This window comes from Collinsella tanakaei YIT 12063, from assembly GCF_000225705.1.
GTDB classification, from domain to species: domain Bacteria; phylum Actinomycetota; class Coriobacteriia; order Coriobacteriales; family Coriobacteriaceae; genus Collinsella; species Collinsella tanakaei.
In genome coordinates, this window is record NZ_JH126469.1 from 1 (window position 1) to 22,365 (window position 22,365).

Sequence of the window (22,365 nt, forward strand, 5' to 3'; positions counted from 1 at the left end):
GAAGAGAGGCTCTTGCCGGTGACGGTGAAGCCCGCGTAGGCCTTGCCGCCCTTGTAGTCGCCGCCCTTGGCCTCGACGCACACGAAGTAGGAGCCAGGCTCCACGGCATCGGTGCGGGTGGTGGTGGGGCTGCCCTTCTCGTCGGCCTTGACGAAGTACACGCGGTAGTCGTCGTTGCCGGCGAGCTTGATTTCACCGGCGGACACCGGGGTCACGGAAGTGGCCGTGATCTCGGCTTTCTTGCCAGTGTACTCGAGGGTGGCGTCGGTGTCGTTAAGGACGACCTTGCCCTGATTGAACGCCTCGACGGCGCCCTCGGCGAGCAGGTTCACGTTCGCGGCGAGCGCGACCGCAGGGGCGCCGATGGAGAGCGCGCCCACGAGGGAGGCGGTGACGACCGCGGCTACCCTCTTGCTCTTCTTGTTGACGCAAGCTGTCATACGTCTTTCTCCTTCCAAAGGAACAGATAATCGCCAGTTATCGAGAGAAGCGCAGGTAGCGGTGTTTTACGGGTTTTGCGACCTGGCAAACCTTGGATGATCAGCGGGCGATCTTTGGGTTGCGCGTGCTTGGAAGGGCCGGTTGCGGCGTGCGGGGGTCTCACTTTGGGGGCTTATCGTCCAAAAAAGAGCGATACGGATGTGTAGGGGCTCTGTTATTTGGTATGGGCGGTTTCTGCACGCCGGCGCGTGCGGGGCGGATCTTTTCAGCCGTTCCTCGTCCAAAAAAGAGAGGGCAACCCCTAGTTGAATGGGGCTGCCCTCTCTTTGTCTTGGCTGCGCGCTGTGCGGCTGGCGCTATGCGAATGGTGCTGGGCGGACGCGGCGGGGCCGCGGATGATCGCGCTGCCGGCGCGTAACCGCGCTACCGGTACGTGACCACCTTGGTGCCGTAGGGAATGTTGTCGTAGATCCACTTGGCCTGGTCGATGCTCATGCGGACGCATCCGTTGGAGACGTGGACGCCCAGGCGGCCGTCCATTACGCGGAAGCTGTTGGCGTAGTACTGGATGGAGTGGATAAGGTAGTCGCCGTAGAACTGGGTGTAGTAATAGCAGCTATAGCCGTGGTTCTCGCCAAAGGAATAGCCCTTACCGGTGACGGTGAACTCGCCCACAACGGTGGGCGTGCTGGGCTTGCCGGTGCTGCAGGTCCAGTAGGCGTCCATGTTCCAGTACCCCATGCCGCCGGAGAAGATGCCCACGCGGCAGTTGGTGGTGTCTACCATGATGAGGCGGTTGGTGGCGCTAAAGCGTCCCTGCGCGCGCGTGTACATGGACAGCTGCGTTGGGGGCATGGGCGGCACGTAGGTGGTGGGCTGCAGGGTAAAACGCTGGGCGGCGGAGTTGTTGGACTGGTACACCTGCAGGTTTCCGCCGTTTGCGGCGCTTCCGTTGGAGGTGATGCCGCCGGAGACGTCGAGCACGCAGGCGCCGCCCGCGCCCGCCGCGCTGGCGATTTTGTAGCCGCCTGCATCGAACGTGATGCTCCAGCGCTGGGCGGCGCTGCCGTTGGGTTGGTACTGCTGCACGTTGGCGCCGGAGTATGCCGACCCGCCCGCGACGTCGAGCGCCTTGCCGCTGGCGGCGTTGACTATGGTGTAGGTTCCGTCTGCGTTGCGGGCGACGTTCCACTTCTGTGCGCCGGAGTTGTTGGACTGGAATACCTGCACGTTGGCGCCGCTGGCATAGGATGCGTTCGCCACATCGATGGCCAGGCTGGTGTTAGCGACGGTAAGGGTGTAGGTGCCGTTTGGCAGGGTGTCCGTGGTGGACGCGAGCGCGAAGGCCTGCGCGGGGCTGCCGTTTGCCTGCCACAGCTGCAGGCGGGTGCCGTTGGCGGTGCTGCCTGCAGTGAGGTCGAGCACGCGGCCGGGGTGGGCGACGGACTCGAACGCAATGCCGTGCGCGGTGATGACGGGGGTCCACTGTTGGGCGGGGTTCGCGGCGGTCGCGCCTGCTGCGGCGCTGGTGCCCGTTGCTGCGCCGGTGCCCGTTGCTGCGCTGGTACCCGCTGCTGAGCCTGTTGCTGAGCCCGACGCGGCGCGCTGGCTCACCGTGCCGGCGGAGTCCGCGGTAAGGAACTTGGCCGATCCCAGGTTCTGGATGGTGTAGGTGTTCTCCGCTCCCGGAACAAGCGCGATGCGCCAGCGTTGGGCCAGGGTGCCGTTGGATGCGTAGGCCTGCACGGAGGCTCCGGCCGCCTGGCTTGCGCCCGAGACCTCGAGCACGCTGTTGGTGGCCGCGCTTGCGCCCAGGGTGTAGATGCCCTCTGCCAAAAGGTTGGTCTGCTTGGCAAGGGTAAAGCGCTGGGCCGCGCTGCCGTTGGGGGTGTAGGCGTTGACGTTGGCGCCGTTGTAGGATGCCGCGCCATCGATGTTGAGCGCCATGCCCGTCGCTTTGTTGATAAAGGTGTAGCTGCCGTCCGCATTGGCTACGGGCGCCCACAGCTGCGCGGGGTTGACCTCGCTCGCCTGGTACTGCTGCACGTTGGTACCGGGAACAACGTCTGCCGTCTCGACGTCGAGCGCCTTGCCGCTGCCGGCGTTGACTATGAGGTAGTAGCCGTTGCAGTACTTAAAGGTGAACAGCTGGGCAAAGGTGCCGTTGGCGCTCCACAGCTGCGCGTTGGCGTTGTTGTTGCGCGACGCGTTGTAGATGTCCACGCCGCTTGCGGGGGCGCACTGCGGCTTGAGGCTGAACCAGCCCTGGGGCAGGGTGCCGTCTTCCACCGCGGCGGGTGCTGCGGGCGAGGCGTCGATAAAGGTAAAGGTTTGCGCCGCGCTGTGGTTGGAGTCCCAAATCTGCACCGGGGTGGTACTTGCGATTGAGCCTCCGCGCAGGTCAAGAGCGATGTTGGGCGCCAGGGCGGAGACAATGATGCAACGCGTTGGGAACGCGGTGGCGGTGGTGTCGCTACCGGATTCCTCGTCCAAAGAAATCACGATCCACTTTTGCGACCAGCTGCCGTTGGGGGCGTACTGCTGCACCGGGGTTCCCGCGGCGGAGTTGCCCCACTGCACGTCGAGCGCCAGGCCGGATGCGACGTTGATGAACGTGACGTAGCCCGCGTCATCATGCGTGACGCGCCAGCGCTGGGCCCCCGTGCCGTTGCTGGCGTAGAGCTGGATGGTCGCGCCACCTGCCGCGGATGCTCCCTGAACGTCGAGCACGCCGCGCTGGTTGGCTGCCTGCGACGCGGAAGACGCGATGGCGTAGGTGCCATCGGCCACGGCTGCGGCGTGCTGGGCGGCGAGGGCGTCCAGGGCGGCGCGGTCGTTGTCCGGCGCGGGGGTTTCTTCTGCGGGGGCGTCTTGGGTTGTGATGTTATTCGGGGTTGCGGGGGTGGTTACGTTGCCCGCGGTACTGTCGGCGGTACTGTCTGTGGCGGTGCCTGGGGCGGTGGGGTCCGTTGGATCCGCGGGGGCTGCGGTGTTGTCGGAGTCTGAGCCGCCCGTGGAGTTGCCGGAGGTTGCGTCACCGCCGGTGCCGTCAGCGGTGCCGTCTGCATTGGGCGTGCTGGGCGCTGCGGTGCTTTGGTCTGCGGTATCCGCGGCTGCTGCCTGCGAAGGCGCCGGCGAAGACGTTGACGACGTGGTTTGCGCCATGGCGACCAGGGCGGGCGGCATGGCCAGCGAGCACACCAGGGACGCGCAGGCGAGTCCGGCCATAACGCTTGCCCGGGCACCGGGGCGCCAGGTGCGGGAGAGTTTGTTCATGGTATCGACCATCCTATTGCAGGGGTTGCATACAGGTTGAATGATACCGTTGCGGTGGCCGCACTTTTGCCTGGTATCTGCCAGCGGTTGGGTGTTAACAGAGGCAGCCCGCGCCGCACGGATTTCAATCGCTGAAAACGCCCTCTAGTTGGGCTTGGCACTCTGCTAAAAAACGCCTCCAGTTTGACTCGATTGCTAAAAATGAGCTTCAGTTGGAGTTACGCAAGAAGGCCCTTGGATGCGCCGGGCTATCTACCAGCTGCTTCCCCGAGGCGTCTCTTCGTGCGGGGTGGGGCAAGTCCAACTGAAGGCTAAAAGTAGCAGCGCCAAGTCCAACTGGAGCTCGAAAATAGCAACGCGATGCAAACGAAGGCTGATTTCAGCAGAACGCCAAGTCCAACTGGAGGTCAAAAACAGCAGAGAGCGCGATGGGGGTTACCCGTCAAGCAGGCCTACCTGTGCAACCTGCGCGAGCAGCGATCTGGTGACGTGGAGGTCAACGGTTGCGAGGTCACGCTCAAGCCGCTGGGTCACTGCAAGTTTGCAACCGTGTATATTGAGGCGTAGCCGTCGCGGCGTTGCTGCAAGGGGCGCGCAGGCGACCCCGGCCATAACGCTTGCCCGGGCGCCGGGGCGCCGGGTGCGGGGGAATTAGTTCATGGTAACGACCATCCTATTGCAGGGGTCGCATACAGGTTGAATGATACCGTTGCGGTGGTCGCACTTTAGTCTGGCATCTGCCGGCGGTTGGGTGTTAACAGAGGCAGCTGGCATCAAGTAAAAAAGTGGCTTTATTCTGACGCAGTTTTTCTTAGTGGGCTGCATCCATCGCTGGTGTATTATCGAGAGGCTTGCGGAATGCATCTATGGGCTTAATCCTATAAAAGGAAAGGTCTTAAGATGCAAACATACAATTATGCTGGGCGAGAGGTCTCGTCCTACGGTCGCTATGACACCGTCATTGTTGGTGGTGGCACTGCTGGTTCTTCGGCGGGAATTAGCTGTGCTCGTGGGGGTAACTCCACTTTAATTATTGAGAAGGGCCTATATCTTGGCGGAGCTGCTGTTGGCGCCCTGGTGACCCCCATGATGGAGTCGTTTGTTCCTCATGATGAGAATTTCCATTTAATAGAGAAGCGCTTGATATCTTATGGCGTGCCTACTCGCAGCAAACAAATGTCGGAGTATGTTTGGTCGACGCCTGAAAGTAAATCCAGGGCTTTGGAAGAGCTGTATCTGGAATCGGGTGGTGAGATTCTCTACGATGCGACGGTTGTTGATTGCATCGTAGACCGTAATCGTATTATTGCGGTCATAGTTCTTACATCGGGTGGCTTCGTGGCGGTGGAGGCGGAGCAATTTGTCGATGCTTCTGGTGATGCATGGCTTTCAAGGATGTCTGGAGTTCCCGTTGCCCACGGTGATGATCAAGGAAACGACCAGATGTCCTCCCTCAGATTCGAAATGGGCGGCATTGATGTCGAGAAGTATCGTGATTACTGTCTGAGCATCGATGACCATTTTTCTCCTTTGGTCGAAGGTCCTTTTTGGGAATCGGCTATGGTTGCAGGGAAGTCTTTTAAGCTCGAGCCTCTTTTTCGAAAAGGCGTAGAGGACGGCGTATTGAAAGAGCGGGACCTCGTTTACTATCAGTGCTTCTCGATTCCCGGTCAACCCGGTTGCATGTCCTTCAATTGTCCGCACCTTGTAGAGCTCAAGGACAATACCGATCCAAAGATGCGGTCCGTGGAAGTGACTGAAGCGCATAGGATGATTGATCGGCTCGTAAGATTCTTAAAGCGGTGTATGCCGGGATTCGAGGATTCGTATTTGATTCGGTCTGCATCGGCTCTTGGTGTTAGAGAGTCCTATCGTATAAAGGGCAAATACACGCTTACGGAAAACGACTATATCGGTCGAGCGAGGTTCGATGACGCCGTTGCAAGGGCAGACTGGTACATCGATGTCCATTCGGCTACCGACGGCCTTGTTCACATGGATAAGTTCAACAAGGGGGAGTATTACGAAATACCATATCGATGCCTTGTTAATGATTACGTATTAAACCTGATGACCATTGGTCGTTGTATCTCGACTACGTTTTTGGTGCAAGCCAGCATACGCATTCAGCCCACGCTTATCGATTTGGGCGATGCGGCAGGTCGCGCTTGCGCTGTCGCTTTGGGAGAGAAGGTTGATTTGGCGGAATATCGTCCAAGCAAAGTGGTGCAGGTGGATTAACGACTGGTTAACGTTCGCGAAAGTAAAACAACCGCTGAGCCGATTGGTAGGAGGGGGATCCTATAATTCAACTTGACGGAGATATACTTAACCTGCTTATTTCGAACTCCGTAAAAAGGTAGTAAGGGGTGATTGGGAATGCGCCTTAAGGACCTCAAAACAGCGAATCGGCGAAAGGTCGTCGACGTCGTTCTCAATCACGGCCCCTTGTCTCGAATCGAGATATCTAAAGCTGCTGGCTTGTCTCCGAGCACAGTGACTGGTCTTGTATCAAGTTTGCTAGAGGATGGCCTGTTTATTGAGACGGGTAACAAGGCTCTTACGGCAGGGCGTAGCAGGACTGAATTGTCGGTTAATCGCAATCTTGGAGTGATTGCAACTTTGGAGGTTGGCCGTCGCAGCGTTCTTCTGACGTTTTTCGACCTCATGCTTGAGCCCGTGCATTCTGAGGCTATTTCGCGCGATTCACTCGAGGGCAACGCGCTGCTTGTGGCGGTGTGCAATGCCGTGGACCGTGCGCTTGAAAACTCCTCCATGGTGGGTGACTTACTCGGCATGGGGCTACTATACCAAGAGGGCATTCGTGCCGAAGATTGCACGGTAATGTATTCCACCGGTATTCAGGATGCAACGATTTCTCTGAAAGATGCCCTGTTCACGCAGTATAAGATTCCAATCAGGGAAGAGCACTCGCAAGGCTATACCATTACTCAGGTCCTGGATGAGGCTGATCAGGACGTGTCGAATGCCGCCGTTATTTCTATTGGCTCTGAAGTTGTCGTTAGCGTCAAGGTAGACGATGCGCTTGTATCGCTAAAGGGTGGTGCTACGGCTGATATTACGCCGATGGTGTGCGGCGAGGCATATTGCGACAAATCGGATGAGTATGAGGGCGGATGCATCGAGTTCTTGCTATCGCTTGGCGAAGAAGACCGAATTGCTTGCGTATCGCGCGCGGTTGTGTCCCTGTGCTCCCTTTTTTCCTTGGATCGCATGTTGATTTTTGGCCCCGATGAAATTGTGACGGACAAGTTTGTCCAAGGAATCGAACACGTACTGACAGCCGTTTTTGGCCCGGAATCTCCGTGGCTAGAGTGGTTGCGAGGACGACAGCTTGCTTCTTCCGATGTATCCAAAACGTGCGCTGCCGACATACGACGAGCAACGCTTCTTCTAGAATGATGCTTGTTCAGATTATCTGCTCAGATTATTAACCAAGATTCAAATAAATATCTAAGCAGGCCGTTGGGCTTGCCCTCTAAACGTAGCAACGCTCACTAGCTGCATTCCGCAAGCATGCTGGTGTTCGTGGGAACGTAAGGGTCAACCTGCCTCTTGCGAGGCAGAGAAAGGAGGATGGCATGGTACAGGGGTCCCTGATTATCGTGACATTCGTCATCATCGCCGCGTTGATGATGACCAAAAAGCTACCGACTTTGGTGGCGCTTCCGCTTATGGCGGTGGCAATCTGCATCATTGCGGGTGTTCCCGCGGTGGGGGTAGACGAGGATGGAGTGGCGATAGGTTGGCTCGCGTCTGTGCTTGAAGCGGGCACAGTTCGAATGGGCAGCGCAATTATGGCCGTTATCTTCGGTGCATGGTTGGGCCAGTTGATGAATAAGACTGGCGTTACTGAAACGATTATTAAGAAGAGCGCTGAGCTTGGCGGCGACCGCCCTTTGATCATCACTCTTGTCATGGCTGTTGCATGCGCTGTTCTGTTTACAACTCTTTCCGGTCTCGGCTCCATCATCATGGTTGGCTCTATCGTGCTGCCGATTTTGGTGTCCGTTGGCGTTCCCGCAATGAGCGCTGCATGCATCTTCCTTATGGCATTTACAACGGGTCTTACGTTTAATATTGCTAACTGGAATACTTTTGCATCGATTTTCTCGGTTGATGTTGAGGTCATCAAGGGATTTGAGACCTATATGCTTGTGGCAACGGCAGTGGCCACGCTTGTCCTGATCTTTGTTGAGTTCAAGCGCAATGGTGTGAAGTTCGCATTCTCTGCTCCGGTTGAGTCTGCAAAGAGCGGCACTCAGATCGGTGGCGTACGTGGCGCTATGGCGATGTGCTCCCCGTTGATCTCTATCATCTTGGTTGCAGTTTTCAAGTGTCCGGTTTGCCCGGCTTTTATGGCGGGCATCATTTGGATTCTCGTTTGGACGTCCACGGGCTTCCAGAAATCTATGAACCTGCTTGTCAAGACTTGCTACGATGGAATTACCGACAGCGGCCCCGCAATTATCCTGATGGTCGGAATCGGCATTCTGTTCCTTGCGGTTAGCCATCCGATGGTGACGGCGGTGCTCAATCCGTTCCTTGAAGCCATTATTCCGTCCGGCAAGATCGGCTTCATCATTTTCTTCTCGCTGCTTGCTCCTCTTTCGCTTTACCGCGGTCCCATGAATTTGTTTGGACTTGGTAGCGGCATCGCTGCGTTGATTAGCGGCCTTGGAACCATTAATCCGCTTGCTGTTATGGGTGCATTCCTGTCGGCTGAGCGTATCCAGGGATGCGGCGACCCCACAAACACCCAGAATGTTTGGACGGCCAACTTTGTCGAGGTCGATGTCAATTCGATCACGAAGCGCCTCCTCCCGTATCTGTGGGCCATTTCCATCATCGGCGTTATCGTTTCTGCTGTTGTGTATTACTAGTCGTAAAGACGTTTCGTCAAAGTAGGTTCGCAGGCGCGGCAGGCTTGCTTTCTGCCGCGCCGGCGAGGGGCATTGCTTTGAGAATAATGTCCGTCGCCGGCGCAAGACAATCATCTTCGTCAGAGGAATGTGAATTAGGAGGAGCTATGAAGGTTCGCATTGGCATCGATGTGGGCGGTACATTTACAGACGCGGTTGCAATTGATAACGAGACATTCGAGCTGGTGGGTTCGGTAAAGGTGCCGACCACGCATAAGGCAGCGGAGGGGGTCGCCGCTGGTATCGTGCAGGCCCTTCATCGTGTTATGGATGAGTGCAGCATCAAGCCCGAGGATGTTGTGTTTATTGCCCACGGTACCACCCAGGCGACCAATGCTATGCTTGAGGGCGACGTCGCCAAAGTTGGAATCGTCACTTTGGGCAGCGGCCTTCAGGGGGCGAAGAGCAAGAGCGATACGGACATGGGCAAGATCGAGCTTGCTCAGGGTAAGTTCTTGCCCACCGGCAACGAGTATATCGACACAAGCGGCTCTGATCTGAGCACGCAAATTGATTGCGCGCTCGATGCCTTGCAGAAAGATGGCTGCACAAGTTTTGTTGCCGCTGAGGCATTTTCGGTTGATGACCCTGCAAATGAGAACGAGGTTGTTGAAGCCTGTCGCCGTCGTGGGGTGCCGGGGACCGCAACCAACGATATTTCAAAGCTGTATGGCTTAAAAATCAGGACGCGGACGGCGGTTGTCAACGCTTCCATCATGCCGAAGATGCTTGAAGCGGCAAACATGACCGAGGAGAGTATTAAGGGGGCCCATATCGAGAGCCCCTTGATGGTCATGCGTTGTGATGGCGGCGTTATGACTGTTGACGAGGTGCGCAGCCGACCTATTTTGACAATTCTTAGTGGACCTGCGGCGGGTGTTGCAGGAGCCCTTATGTATGAGAAGCTGACAGACGGCCTGTTTTTTGAGGTTGGTGGAACCTCTACGGATATCTCATGCGTTAAAGACGGCAAGGTGATGATTCAATACGCTGAGGTGGGAGGCCATAAGACGTACCTCAACAGTCTCGATGTGCGCACGGTGGGAATCGGCGGCGGTTCGATGGTCCAAATCGAGAACGGAAAGGCGGTGAGCACTGGTCCGCGTAGCGCGCATATTGCCAATCTGGATTACGAAGTGTATACGGATCCGAGCAAGATAGTGAATCCCCGTTTGGTAGCTGTGAGGCCGATGGAGGGAGACCCCGAATACGCTTGCATCGAGTGCGATGGGGGGCTCCGAGTATCGTTGACTATGGCGGGCGCGGCAAATATCGCGGGTTACGTTCGTCCTGAAGACTATGCTTACGGAAATGTAGAAGCCGCTAAGTTGGCGTGGAAGCCCTTGGCAGACAATATGGGCTGCACGGTGGAAGAGGCGGCGCGAAAGGTGATGGATTTCGCTGCCGAGAAGAACGCGCGCGTGGCCTCTCAGCTTATGAAAGATTATAAAATGGACACGCGTACGACGGTATTTGTCGGCGGTGGCGGAGGAGCTGCAAGTGTAGTTCCCCATCTGGCGGAATTCATGGGACATTCTCAGCATATCGCCAAGAACGGTGCCGTTATTTCCACTATCGGTGTTGCGCTGGCTATGGTTCGAGATATGGTCGAACGTAGCGTTTCTGATCCGACTCAGGACGACATTATTGCCGTGCGACGTGAAGCAGAGTTGAAGGCAATTGCTTCTGGCGCCGCTCCGGATTCCATCGAGGTTAGCGTTGAAGTTGACACGCAAAGGAACGTTGTTAGGGCAATTGCTGTCGGCACTACGGAGATGCGCAGCAAGGACCGACTTCAGAAGCGCCTGACGGAAGACGAGAGGCTTTCAATCGTTGCCGATAACCTAAATGTTCCGGTGAGCGAGCTGTCCATTGTTGCCAGAACCGAGCAGATGATGGCCGTGCGACACGAGCGCGTGGAGAAGCGGTTGTTCGGCTTGGTCAAAAAGAGTACGTCCCAAGTTAGACTTGTTGATTCTGAAGGGGTTATTCGACTCCAAAAGACAAACGCGCTTGTTTGCGAGGAGACGGTAGCCACATGGAAAAAGTCGCTCTCTTGGTTGCTCGATGAGCTGACTATTTACAACGACGGTGGCACAAACCTGCCGAATGTGTACATCGTTCTCGGAACGCGCATCATCGATCTCTCCGGGTTGCCTACACCAGAGCAGATTGAGGGCTTGGGCTCGGTAGAGCTATCAAGCTGCGGGGCGGATGAACGAGTGATTCTTGTAGGTACAAAACGAGTCGAATAGGCATAAGATGTCCAAATCAAAGTTCCCATTTCCGGGCAAGAGCTTGGCATTGCGCGAGCTCAAGGCCGATCCATGTTATGTAAAAATTCCTCCAAAGGAGAGAAGGGGCATTGTTGAGCAGGCTTGGAGCATAGGCGAGCTTGCGGCGTGCGACGAGTATCAAAAAACAATGGGATCTAATGATTTTCGAAGCATCTTTGAAGACCGTGGTGTGAGCGTTGAGACTCGGAACGTTGATTACGTGGTGGGAAAGCAGCGGTATTTCAGTGATTATTTGTCAGGGAAAAACCGGGTGACTCTATACGAGAAGTCTATTCGTCTTTGGGCGGAGGAGAACTCTCTTGAATATGAGAACGCCTGCAATCTCATTCTTAGTCACGAGTACTTTCACTACCTCGAATGTAATGGATTGGGCCTAACAAGCCGTATCTATCAAGTTCCGATGTTGCGTATCGGAAGTTTGTCTCTGGGGCGCACGGGAATTCATGCTTTGTCAGAAATTGGTGCGCATGCTTTTGCACGTACGTATTTTGATTTGGTGAACAATAGATCTTCTTGCAAGGAGGGACCTGCCCGTGAGCGTCGTTAACGAATACGATGTCGTTGTAGTGGGCGGTGGGCCTGCAGGCTCTGTGGCGGCAATAGCCGCGGCGCGCAGCGGGGCAACCGTGCTGTTGGTTGAGCAAAACGGCTATTTGGGAGGAGCCCTTACGGCGGCCGGCGTTGGGCCTCAGATGACTTATCATGCTGGAGACACGCAGGTGGTGCGTGGCATTCCAGAGGAAATAGTCCAACGTTTATGTGCCCTGGGTGCCTCGCCGGGTCATATGGCAGATTTTGTGGGATATGCAAGCAGCGTTACTCCATTCAATCCTGAAGGGATGAAGTATGTGCTTGAATCTATGGCTTTAGATGCTGGCGTTACCTTGCTTTACCATACCGTGTTCGTTGATTGCGAAGCAGATTCATGCGAAGGCGGAGAGATTGCGTCGCTACGCTTGTTGAGCAAAAAAGGCTTTATGCGTGTTCAGGCAAAAGTGGTGGTTGACTGTAGCGCAGATGCCGACGTCGCAACCAGTGCAGGCGTGCCTTCATGCTATGGAAGGGAGTCTGACCATCTCGCACAGCCAATGACCATGAACCTTCGAGTGGGGAATGTCGATCGAGACAGGCTGATGGATTTCGTTAAGAGCAATCGTAGCGACATGCTTCCGTCTATTCCGTTTGATGATCTGCGGATTATCCCACGCTCTGGTATCCAAGGTGCCTACTCCATAGTCAAGGCGGCACGCGGTGCTGGAGAGCTGAGCATTGATCGCGATATGGTTCTATGCTTCGAGACCAACACCTTGGGCGAGTACATCGTCAATATGTCTCGAATCATACATCGCTCTGCGGTCGACCCGATTGATCTTACCTATGCGGAGGTCGAGGGCAGGCGGCAGGCGTGGGAGATATACGCCTTCTTAAAGAAACACATCCCAGGTTTTTCCGAGAGTCATATTGTGTCGACTGGTCCCAACATCGGCGTCCGCGAGAGCAGAAAAATAGAAGGTGTGTATAAGTTGACCGCTGACGATCTTTTGAGTAACACGATGTTTGAAGATGCAATTGCCATGGGCGGCTATCCAATCGATGTTCATTCGCCTGATGGTGAGGAGACGAATCATCGATTCCTCAAGAGCGGGAGCTGGTATTCCGTTCCGTATCGCTGCCTGGTGACCCGCGAAGTCTCAAATCTGATCGTTGCCGGCCGATGCGTAAGCGCTACGCATGAGGCGTGTGCTGCGATTCGCGTTACGCCAATTGTTATGGCGATGGGGCAAGCGGCGGGTACGGCTGCGGCGCAAGCTGCCCTAAATAAGGAGCCTGCAAACAGTTTGGATACGAGCGCCCTGCGAGCTCAATTGCGTGCTGATGGAGTATTTTTGGACGAGTATCCATCCGAGAATTAGATGCTGCGCTTTGCGAAAGGGGTCAACCATGAACCAGGCAACCACCCGACAGAGCTCCGAGCCCGCTGCCGACCAGGCCACGGCCGCACCCGCTGCCGACCGCCCGCTCATAGGCGCGATTGAGGCCGGAGGCACCAAGATGGTGCTGGCCTGCGGTTACGCCGATGGAACCATAACGGAGCGCACGAGCATTCCCACGCAGGATCCGGTGCAGACCGTGCCGGTCATGGTCGAGTGGTTCGCCAGCAAGGGCATCGCGGCCCTGGGCATCGCCGCGTTTGGTCCCACGGGCGTCACCCCGTCCTTGTCCACATACGGCCATATTCTGCAAACGCCCAAGCTGGCCTGGCGAAACTTTGACTTCTTGGGTGCCATGAGCCGCGGCCTCAACGTGCCCTGCGGATACGATACGGACGTCAACGGGGCATGTCTGGGCGAGGTCATGTACGGCGCCGCCAAGGGGCTGGATTCGGCCATGTACATCACCGTGGGTACGGGCATTGGCGCCGGCATCTACGCGGGCGGCCAGCTGGTCCACGGCATGCTGCACCCGGAGGCCGGCCACATCACCTTGCCGCGCGTGTCCGGCGACCAGGACTTTAAGTGCGTCTGCCCCACGCATGACAGCTGCTTTGAGGGCCTTGCCGCCGGTCCGGCCGTGGTGAAGCGCTACGGCGTTGAGCGCGCGTCTGATATGGCGGACGATGAGGGCTTTCTTGAGCTTGAAGGCACCTACATTGCCCAGGGTATTCTCAACTACCTGTACGTGGCGTCGCCCCAGCGCATCATTCTGGGTGGCGGCGTGCCGGATCACGCTCCCAAGTTGATGGATCGCGTGCGCGCCAAGGTGCTACAGCTCAACAACGGCTACATCTCCACGCCGGAGTTGGACGATATCGACTCCTACATTGTTCCGCCCGCCTGCGACGGCAACCAAGGCGTGCTTGGCGCCATTGCGTTGGGAGCCCAGGCGCTGCAACAGGCATAGCGCCGCCGCCTGCCGCGGCTGCCGGTTTTCCGTCTTTAGTAGCCGCGCGTGCCGTTGTCGCCGCCCCGCCGCGGAAGCCCCCTCGCAGTTGCCGCGCTCCGCCGCGGGCGCTGCCAACGTTACATCGAGCTTGCTTTCAGGTCGCTTTCCACCACGGAAGGCGGCCGTTTTTGTTAAGAGGGGGCACTGGTTTTTGAAAGAAACGATAACGATTTTGGAAAGATATGGATAACCGTTCAGCGGAGAAACTGCAGCTAAACGGCCAATTCAAGATTGTAAAAAGTGATAGTGAGGGATAACCTAAAACTATGCGTGAAGGAATTGCCTTTCTAGAAATGGGAGGAACTATGAGCGTTTTGCAATTAGGAAGGAGCCGTCCAATGAAGAGTGCTGTTCCAAAGCTGTTGCTGGGAATTGCGCTTGCGTTGTTTGCTGCGCCTCTTTCGGCGTTTGCAGACGGGCAAGCCGAGCCAAGCGTTAGCGACAAATCGTTCTTTGCTAATGGAACCCCAATTTCCATTACCAAGGATGCTCCTAGCGATGCCACTCAGTCTACTATTAGCGGAACGGACAACATTGCTGGAACGAGTGCTTACGTCTCTTGGGAGTACGAGGGCGCTACTTATTATCTGGGGATTTCCAAGGACGCTACGGTTTACGGCGGTAGTGATGGCAGTGCCGGCAAGGTTGTTGTTCCCAATACGAATATCGTAATGACTGGCGGACGAATCTGGAACCTGTTTGGTGGCAACCTTGGTAAAAAGTCCAAGGTTGCGGATGAGTGCTCTGAGGTAACTGGAGACGTATCTATCAAGGTTTCTGGCAAAGATTCGTATGTGTCCAACCTGTTCCATGGAGGCGGCGCCTTTAATTCGTGCGTAAAAGGCGCGGTTGCCATGGAGTTCGATGATGTCGATTTCTGTGATGACAGCAATCCTGCCGCCTTGAGTCCTTATGTAAACGGCGGAGTTTACGGTAACGGCTCGGAGGGTTCTCGCGATATTGATAACGGGGCAATGCAGACCTATGCCGTTGCGAATGAGGTTGAGATAAGCGCAAAGGATAGCGAGTTCTATCTTTTGGGCGCGGGAGGATCTGGCAGCACCAAGGTTGACTCTGGGTCAGTAAAGCTGAATGGCTGCGGAGTTGATTCGCTGTATTTGGGTGGAATCAATGGCGAGGTTTGCCATTCCAATCTCGAACTAAGCGGTTGCACCGTAGCGAACCTAAGTGGCACCAACAGGGGTTTCGTTGGAAATGCGAACGTGGAGATCAGGAACACGACGATTTCGCAGCTGAACACCGGGGCAGAGCCTTATTGCATGCAAAGCGATTCTGGCACGCCTGATGCCGCCGGCGTAACTGGGAAGATGGCCATCTCTATCGATGCAGGCTCCACTGTTACCTCTGCTGCGCTGACCCCGCTTGTCACTCGTAAAAAAGACAGTACTACGGCGGTTTATCCTGGCCTTATCATTAAGGCGCCCGCCGAGAGCCCTTTGGCGCTCTCGATGAAGCCTTTCGAGGCGAATTCCACAACAAAGATCGCTGAGGCCGCACTTCCCGAGGGCAGTGTGCTCGATATGGAAAACGTTAAGCTGTCTATTGCGGCTGAATCTGTGTTTGTAAACGCCGGCACCATTCAGATGGATGGCTCCTCTTCTATTACCGTTGACGAGAACGCAACGTTCTCTGACGCAGGCGGAACCGTTAGTGGCGGAACCCTTACCGGAGAGGTGAGCAAGCCTGTAGTGAGGATTGGCAATCGGGTATTCAGCTCTCTCCAGAATGCGATTAATGCTGCAGTCGCAGGCGAGAAGGTTGTCCTGCTCGTTGATACCGAAGAGAACGTTGAGGTTGGTGCCAATTCCAACATTACAATCAATCTGAACGGCTGCACGCTCAATGGTAAAAAGGTCAATAAGAAGCCTGCCATAAAGAATGCCGGTACGTTGATCATCGAAGATTCCAGCGCTGATAAGACGGGCGTGATTAAGCGTGAGGAAAACGGGGAAACGAGTGCGTACTACGTAATTGACAATGCGGGCACTCTGACTATCGATGGCGGAACTATTTACAACAATTCTGGCGACAATGCGGGCGGCGCCTCGCTTATCAGGAACTGTGGTGATGCGAGTAAGTCCGCAAAGCTTGTTGTAAACGGTGGCAAGCTTCAGCAGGATAACTTCATCTGCATTAAAAATGATGATTTCAGCATTCTGGAGGTAAACGGAGGAGAAATTGTTTCTGCTTCCAATCAGGCCATCCAGAATTGGGATGAAGCTAAGATCACGGGCGGTCAGATTAAAGGCCAAGTTATTACCTGGAGCTACACGACAGTTCCAAACAATGCAACGATGGCAATAACGGGCGGGCATATTGACGGTCCTGTGCAGGCGATTAACTACTACGAAAATGGGACTGCCGCCCAGACGGCTCCGAAGGTCACCATTTCTGGAGAGGCCGAGATTCTGGGTCGGCTTGGGACATATACCCATAACGGTGGCAAAGTGACCGCGACGCAGGACGAGTCTCTTGCGAAGATGACGGTTTCTGGCGGACGGTTTGCCATTAGCGTTGCCGAGCGCTATCTGTCAGATGATATTAAGGCTGAACTGAAGAGCGCTGCCAACACCGTTACTCCCTATAGCTACTATACGGATATGAACCAGGCAATCGAAAAGGCGGCTCCCGGGGACAGCATCACTGCCGTCAATAATTCCGAAGATGCCGCCTTGGTTACGATCGCCTTTAAGTTCAATGACGGCAAAACACCTGACGCTGCGTATAAGGTGCTAAAGGGCGCTAGCGGGATAAGCCTTCCCATGCCCGAGCGTTCTGGTTATACGTTCGGCGGGTGGTTTGACGGCACAACAAAGGTAAGTGATCCGTATACCGCTAATGCAGATGTTGAGCTGACCGCAAAGTGGTCTTCTAATTCCGTTGTTGTTCCTCCGACCCCGTCCGACAAGACCGAGGTCGAGAAGAACCCCGACGGCTCCACCACCACCACGGTGACCAAGCCCGACGGCTCGCAGACCATCACCCACGAGACCGCGACCGGTACCTCGTCGACCGTGACCAAGGACGAGGACGGCAACGTCACGTCCACCGAGGTGACGGTCTCGAAGAAGGACGCCGAGTCCGGCAAGGTGGAGCTGCCGCTCGCCGACGCCAAACCCGCGACGGACGTCGACAAGGCCCCCGAGGTCGAGGTGAAGGTCCCCGCGACCGTCACCGCGGACAAGCCCGTCCAGGTGACGGTGCCCGTGGCCAAGGGCGATGACTCCGAGCCGAACTACGGCATCGTGGTGTTCGCCGTGGACGCCGAGGGCAACGAGACCGTCATCCCCAAGTGCGCCGTGGACGACGACGGCAACGTCGTCTTCGAGGCCATCGGCGACGTCACCATCAAGGTGGTCGACAACGCCAGGGACATGCCCGACGTGACCGACGCCGACTGGTTCGCGGGCGACGTCGTGGACTTCGCCACGGCCCGCGGCATCGTCAACGGCGTCGACATGCCCGACGGCACCAGGCAGTTCAAGGGTTATGACAAGACCTCCCGCGGCATGTTCGTCGCCATGCTGCACAACCTGGAGTCGAACCCCGAGGCGGCCTCCGAGGGCTCCCTCGCGGACGTCCCCGAGGGCGCCTTCTACGCGGACGCCGCCGCGTGGGCGCTGGGGGAGGGCATCCTCTCCGGCGTCGACATGCCCGACGGCTCCAAGCAGTTCCAGGGCGACACGGACGTCACCCGCGAGCAAGTGGCCGTCTTCCTGATGCGCTACGCCGACCACCTGGGCATGGACGTCTCCGAGCGCGCCGAGATCGACTTCCCGGACGCATCCGAGGTGTCCGGCTTCGCCAAGGACGCCATGTCCTGGGCCGTGGCCGAGGGCCTGTTCACCGGCGACGACGTGACCGGCGAGCTCAACCCCACCGACGGCGCCGCCCGCGCGGAGGTGGCGACGGTCCTCATGCGCTTCATCAACCTGATGTACGCGTAAGCGGCGGAAGGGCGCCGCGGGCAAGGCGGACCAGCCGGACCAGCAAGACCGGCTGGGCCAAGCAGACATGTTGATTGGCCGATAAACAATTGACCGCCACGCGGGGCCGGTGCCGCTGCAGGTGCCGGCCCCGTTGCATGGGGTGGTGGGCTTTCGCGTGTATTGACCAAGAAGGGCTTGCAGCAGGCCGGGGCGCCCACCGGCTTATCTAAGGGATGTTCTGAGCCGTGCAAAGCACGGCGAACACATCCCGTGATAAGTCCGGTGGAGCCCCGACCGAACGTCAGCCCCTCCTCGTCCAAATACTCGTCCAAACCCACCACACGCGAACCGCCCGTGCATTACTGGTGCACCCCGCAGACATGTGCCGCCAAACCCGCTCAGTCTGGATACAATAGGGGGAGCTGTACGCGCACGAAAGGGTACTCATGGCAAACGATTCGAAGACATGGCGTTGCGGTAAGTTCGAGCTCAAGTTCGATCGACCCCGCATCATGGGTGTTCTCAACGTCACGCCCGATAGTTTTAGCGACGGCGGCGAGCACTTTGACGCCGACGCCGCCATTGCATACGGCCTGCAGATGCTGGACGAGGGCGCCGACATCATCGATGTTGGCGGGGAGTCCACGCGTCCGGGCTTTACTCCGGTGAGTGCGGACGAGGAGGCTCGTCGCGTGCTGCCGGTGGTGCGCGCGCTGGCGCAGAAGGGCGCCATCGTATCGATCGACACGCGTCACGTGGACGTGGCCAAGGCCGCGGTACGCGTGGGCGCCTCGATTGTGAACGACGTCACCGGTTTTACCGATCCCAAGATGGTGGAGTTTGTTAAGGGCAGCAACTGCGGCGTGATCGTCATGCACGCGGGCGAGCCCACGGAGGAGGCTCCCAAGAGGCATACCGCGGTGCAGCTGGACACCAGCGCCGCCGCGTTTGTGGCCGAGAAGGCCCGCGCCGCTGCTGCCGCTGCTGAGGCTGAGGCCGCGGCAAAGGCCGCCAAGGCCGCGAAGGGTCGTCGCCCCGGCTTGAAGCTGGGCGGCCTGGTTCAGCCGCAGCTTCCCTTTGGCGACTTGCCCAATGGCAGCGAGGCTGCCGAGCAGGAGGCTGCTGCCAAGGCCGCCGCGCTGGCAGCCGCCGAGGCCGAGAAGAAAGCCGCCGAGGCCGAAGCCGCTGCCAAGGCCGCCGAGGAAGAGGCCCGCGCCGTACCCGCTAACGACGAGCTCGCCGCCATCATGGCCCGCAGCGCGCGCCGCGATGCCGCCACGGGGTCGACCTCGCAGCTGCGTCGTTTCACCCTGCCGGATTCCGCACCCATTATGCGCCGCGTCATGGGCTTCCTTTCTGACCAGGCCCGCGCGCTGGTTCACGCCGGCGTGGCCCGCGAGCGCATCTGCATCGACCCCGGCGCGGGTTTTGGCAAAGACGCGAACGAGGACATTGTTATCCAGCGCGAGACCGCCAAGCTGGCCTCGCTGGGCTATCCGCTGCTGTGCGCCGTGAGCCGCAAGCGCTTTGTTGGCGCGGTGTCCGGCGTGGGCGACGTGCACGAGCGCGACGCCGCCACCTACGGCGTGTGCCTGGGCGCCATCCAGCTTGGCGCCAACATTGTCCGCGTGCATGACGTGCGCGGCTTCTCGCAGTTCTTGAACGGCTTTTGGGCCATCGCCCGCCCGCAGCCCCGCCGCGCCTTTGTGGCCCTGGGATCCAACCTGGGCAAGCGCGCGGAGAACATCCGTGCCGCCAAGGCCCTGATCGCGGAGATCCCCATGACCTGCGTTAGCAGCTGCTCGCGCATTTACGAGAGCGAGCCTGCCTACGAGAACCGCCAGGACCCGTTCGCCAACGCGGTGATAGAGATCAAGACCGAGCTGGCCCCGCTGATCTTGCTGGACGAGCTAATGAAGATCGAGAACACCATGGGGCGCAACCGTACCAAGAGCGCCCGCCCCAACGGTCCGCGCATCATCGATTTGGACCTGCTGTGGATGGACGGCGAGGTGCACGGCGGCGACAAGCTGCGCCTGCCCCACCCGTACCTTGGCGAGCGCGACTTTGTGCTGGTGCCGCTCGAGGACCTTATGCATGACCCTGCGCGCTTCTTCCGCTACGAGGGTGTGGACGTGAAGGAGCCCGAGGACCGCGTGGGACACGTGGTGGGCGAGCTGGGCTCGCTGTAGGCGTCGCGGGTGCTGCCGCGGGCGCGGGCGGCGCGGGCGACGCGGGTGCCGTGGCGGCGCGGGCAACGTTTCGGGCGTTGGCTTGATGTGCTGATGCGGGGCGGCTCGACGGGTTCGGGTCGCCCTGATTTGTTGGACGGGGATAGCCCTCCGGAAAGGTTGGTGTGCTGTGGCCGAGGTCGACCAGCTGTGCTGCGAGCTTGAGCTTACGCCCAAGGTGAAGATGATGGAGTTTATCGCCCTGCCGCAGGTGTGCGCCATGGGCGTGGTCGAGTGCCTGCGCCAGCTGGGCCTGGGCGAGCAGGTGGGCATTGGCTGGCCTGCGGACCTGGTGGCGCGCCGCGAGCACCCCGCGGTGCCGGGTGGCGCCAAGCCGCGTGAGGCCATGAGCGCGGATACCTCGTCCTTTGACTTTGACCTGTTTATGGGCAAGGTGGGCGTGCATGCCCACGCGGGCGAAAACGGGCCGGCTGCGAGCGTGACCGTGACGGTCGACATGCCCGTGCTCGAGGGGGCGGCTGCGCGTTGCGGTGCTGCGTTGCCCGCGCGCGAGGAGTTGCGCCGCGCCCTTGCCGCCGCCGTTGAAGCCAAGGTGGACCAGTGGGCGCAGATGCTGGCGACCCGCCCCAGCCCCGGTCCCATGGCTCCTGTGCTTTCCGACTACTTTGACATGGTGCCGCTGCTGGGCCACCAGGTTGCCGCGCTGTCTCCCAACGGGCTGCCCATGGCGATCGGCGCGTTCTCCGGCCTGGATATTTGGGGTCGCGCGTGCGTGACGGCGGCCGACGGCTCCGAGAAGGAGCTGCCCTGCGAGGCCGTGATCATTCGAGCCGTGTAGCGTTGGGCTATGCGCCTAGTGCGCGGATGGGGATGACGTAGACGCCGTCACTGCGGCGATAAGCCACCTCGCCCATGCCCGTAATCACTGCGAGGAACGATGGCTTGCGTACCTGCGACTTATCATTGCCGCAAACTTTGTTGGACAGCCTTATGAGGTTGGCGGCTGCTTGATCCGCCTTTTCAATACTCACCTTGATTTCGAACGCGGCCCATCGTCCATCTGCGCGCTCTACAATCGCATCGGCTTCGAGGCCGGAATCATCATGGTAATAGCGCACGGGGTTTGAGACCGCGTAGTCAAGCGCGCGTGCGTAGACGTCCAAGTCGCGCATGACAAGATTCTCGAAGACCAGGCCAAACGTTTGCCAGTCTTGCAGCAGCGCGTCCGGAGAGAGGCCCAGCAGTGCCGCGGCGAGCGAGGGGTCAGCAAAGTAGCGCTTGGGTTTGACGCGCATGCGCTTGGGGGAGCGCGACGCCGGCACCCAGCCGGGGACCTCATCGATAAGGTACGTGCTGCGGAGGACGTCGACGCATTGGGACACCGCCTTACGATCGCCTTCCGTTGCCATGTCCTCGGATTCATATGCGTAAACGTCGCGGACAAGCGTGTCCACTTTGGTTGATTGTCCTACATTGCGCGCGATGGAGGCGGCGGCGCGGCGCGTGAGCTCCTCATTGCCGCCAAGCTGGGGAACACTTTGCGTGAATACGGATTCCAGGTATTCGCGAACAACTATCTGCGCATTGGCCGCGGTCTGCAGACGTTCTTCTGGCCAGCCTCCGCGAACGGCCACGTGAGCAAGGTCCTCAATGCCGGAGTCACACGCGCACGGCGTGAACTCGTCCTCGAACAGGCCTGCCAAACTGACCTTTGCGTTGGATTCGCCGGTTTCTGCAAGCGTCATGGGATGCATGCGAACGCGACCGATGCGCCCCGCACCGCTGTGTGCTTTTGACATGTTGCGCGGGGTTGATGAACCCGTGAGAATCCAAGCGCCCTTTTCTCCGCCAAGGTCATCGACCGCATGGCGCACGGTGTCCCAGATTACGGGCACACGCTGCCATTCATCGATGACGTGGGGGCGGTCGCCGGCGAGCACATAGGACGGGTCGGCAGAGGCGATCTGCAGGTTTGACCCGCGATCCACGTAGAGCACCGACGAGCCATGGGCTAGGGACGACCATGTTTTGCCGCACCATTTGGTGCCCGACACCTCAACGGCTCCAAACAGGTTGAGATATGCCTCTATTTGGGTGTCGACAATGCGGGGTTGATATGCTGCGGGGCATGTTGTTCGATGCGTTTGAGAAGTGGCCATGCGCTGCCTTTCGCGTCCGTGCTTTGCCAAACATTATACAAGGTAGATATACCCACATTCCAGAATCCGAATGTTTGGTGTACCAAAATCCGAATGATTTAGGTACCAAAATCCGAATGTGAGCTGCTGCTTCAAGCTGCGGGCTGGCGGCTGTGCGGGCTGGA

At 58.2% G+C, this 22,365-nt stretch carries 13 protein-coding genes; 10 read left to right on the forward strand and 3 right to left on the reverse strand.

Features of this window, described 5'->3' with window-relative positions:
- Both HMPREF9452_RS05145 and HMPREF9452_RS05150 read right to left on the reverse strand, forming a co-directional pair.
- Window positions 1-440, reverse strand: a 440-nt coding sequence (locus tag HMPREF9452_RS05145; protein ID WP_009141069.1) for a hypothetical protein, incomplete at its 3' end; no start/stop codon positions are given.
- 424 nt (window positions 441-864) lie between these two features.
- Window positions 865-3,717, reverse strand: a complete 2,853-nt coding sequence (locus HMPREF9452_RS05150) for an RICIN domain-containing protein (protein WP_009141070.1) — start codon at window positions 3,715-3,717, stop codon at window positions 865-867.
- 900 nt (window positions 3,718-4,617) lie between these two features.
- Here HMPREF9452_RS05150 and HMPREF9452_RS05155 point away from each other — a divergent pair.
- The 10 genes from HMPREF9452_RS05155 to HMPREF9452_RS05200 all read left to right on the forward strand — a co-directional run bounded on the left by HMPREF9452_RS05155 (window position 4,618) and on the right by HMPREF9452_RS05200 (window position 20,880).
- A complete protein-coding gene (locus HMPREF9452_RS05155; RefSeq protein ID WP_009141071.1) occupies window positions 4,618-5,958 on the forward strand; it encodes an FAD-dependent oxidoreductase in 1,341 nt (446 codons plus the stop codon).
- A gap of 138 nt (window positions 5,959-6,096) precedes the next feature.
- A complete protein-coding gene (locus tag HMPREF9452_RS05160; protein WP_009141072.1) occupies window positions 6,097-7,140 on the forward strand; it encodes a winged helix-turn-helix transcriptional regulator in 1,044 nt (347 codons plus the stop codon).
- Between the two features lie 179 nt (window positions 7,141-7,319).
- On the forward strand, window positions 7,320-8,621 hold the full coding sequence (locus tag HMPREF9452_RS05165; protein WP_009141073.1) for a C4-dicarboxylate ABC transporter: 1,302 nt from the start codon (window positions 7,320-7,322) through the stop codon (window positions 8,619-8,621).
- Window positions 8,622-8,767: 146 nt separating this feature from the next.
- The gene (locus tag HMPREF9452_RS05170) at window positions 8,768-10,915 is read left to right on the forward strand and encodes a hydantoinase/oxoprolinase family protein (RefSeq protein ID WP_009141074.1); all 2,148 of its coding nucleotides are present in this window, start codon (window positions 8,768-8,770) and stop codon (window positions 10,913-10,915) included.
- A gap of 7 nt (window positions 10,916-10,922) precedes the next feature.
- Window positions 10,923-11,504 (forward strand): hypothetical protein, encoded by a 582-nt coding sequence (locus HMPREF9452_RS05175; protein ID WP_009141075.1) that lies wholly within the window; start codon window positions 10,923-10,925, stop codon window positions 11,502-11,504.
- A complete protein-coding gene (locus HMPREF9452_RS05180) occupies window positions 11,491-12,870 on the forward strand; it encodes an FAD-dependent oxidoreductase (protein ID WP_009141076.1) in 1,380 nt (459 codons plus the stop codon). The genes HMPREF9452_RS05175 and HMPREF9452_RS05180 overlap by 14 nt, the downstream gene beginning before the upstream one ends.
- A 28-nt stretch (window positions 12,871-12,898) precedes the next feature.
- Window positions 12,899-13,858, forward strand: coding sequence for an ROK family protein (locus tag HMPREF9452_RS05185; protein WP_009141077.1), 960 nt, complete (start codon window positions 12,899-12,901; stop codon window positions 13,856-13,858).
- A gap of 380 nt (window positions 13,859-14,238) precedes the next feature.
- A complete protein-coding gene (locus HMPREF9452_RS05190) occupies window positions 14,239-17,868 on the forward strand; it encodes an S-layer homology domain-containing protein (RefSeq protein ID WP_009141078.1) in 3,630 nt (1,209 codons plus the stop codon).
- A gap of 428 nt (window positions 17,869-18,296) precedes the next feature.
- On the forward strand, window positions 18,297-20,042 hold the full coding sequence (gene folP / locus HMPREF9452_RS05195) for a dihydropteroate synthase (protein WP_009141079.1): 1,746 nt from the start codon (window positions 18,297-18,299) through the stop codon (window positions 20,040-20,042).
- Between the two features lie 169 nt (window positions 20,043-20,211).
- Entirely contained in the window at window positions 20,212-20,880 is a 669-nt protein-coding gene (locus HMPREF9452_RS05200; RefSeq protein ID WP_009141080.1) for a hypothetical protein, read from the forward strand.
- A gap of 7 nt (window positions 20,881-20,887) precedes the next feature.
- Here the strand turns inward: HMPREF9452_RS05200 and HMPREF9452_RS05205 are convergent, their stop codons facing one another.
- On the reverse strand, window positions 20,888-22,201 hold the full coding sequence (locus HMPREF9452_RS05205) for an ATP-binding protein (RefSeq protein ID WP_009141081.1): 1,314 nt from the start codon (window positions 22,199-22,201) through the stop codon (window positions 20,888-20,890).
- Window positions 22,202-22,365: the final 164 nt, after the last annotated feature.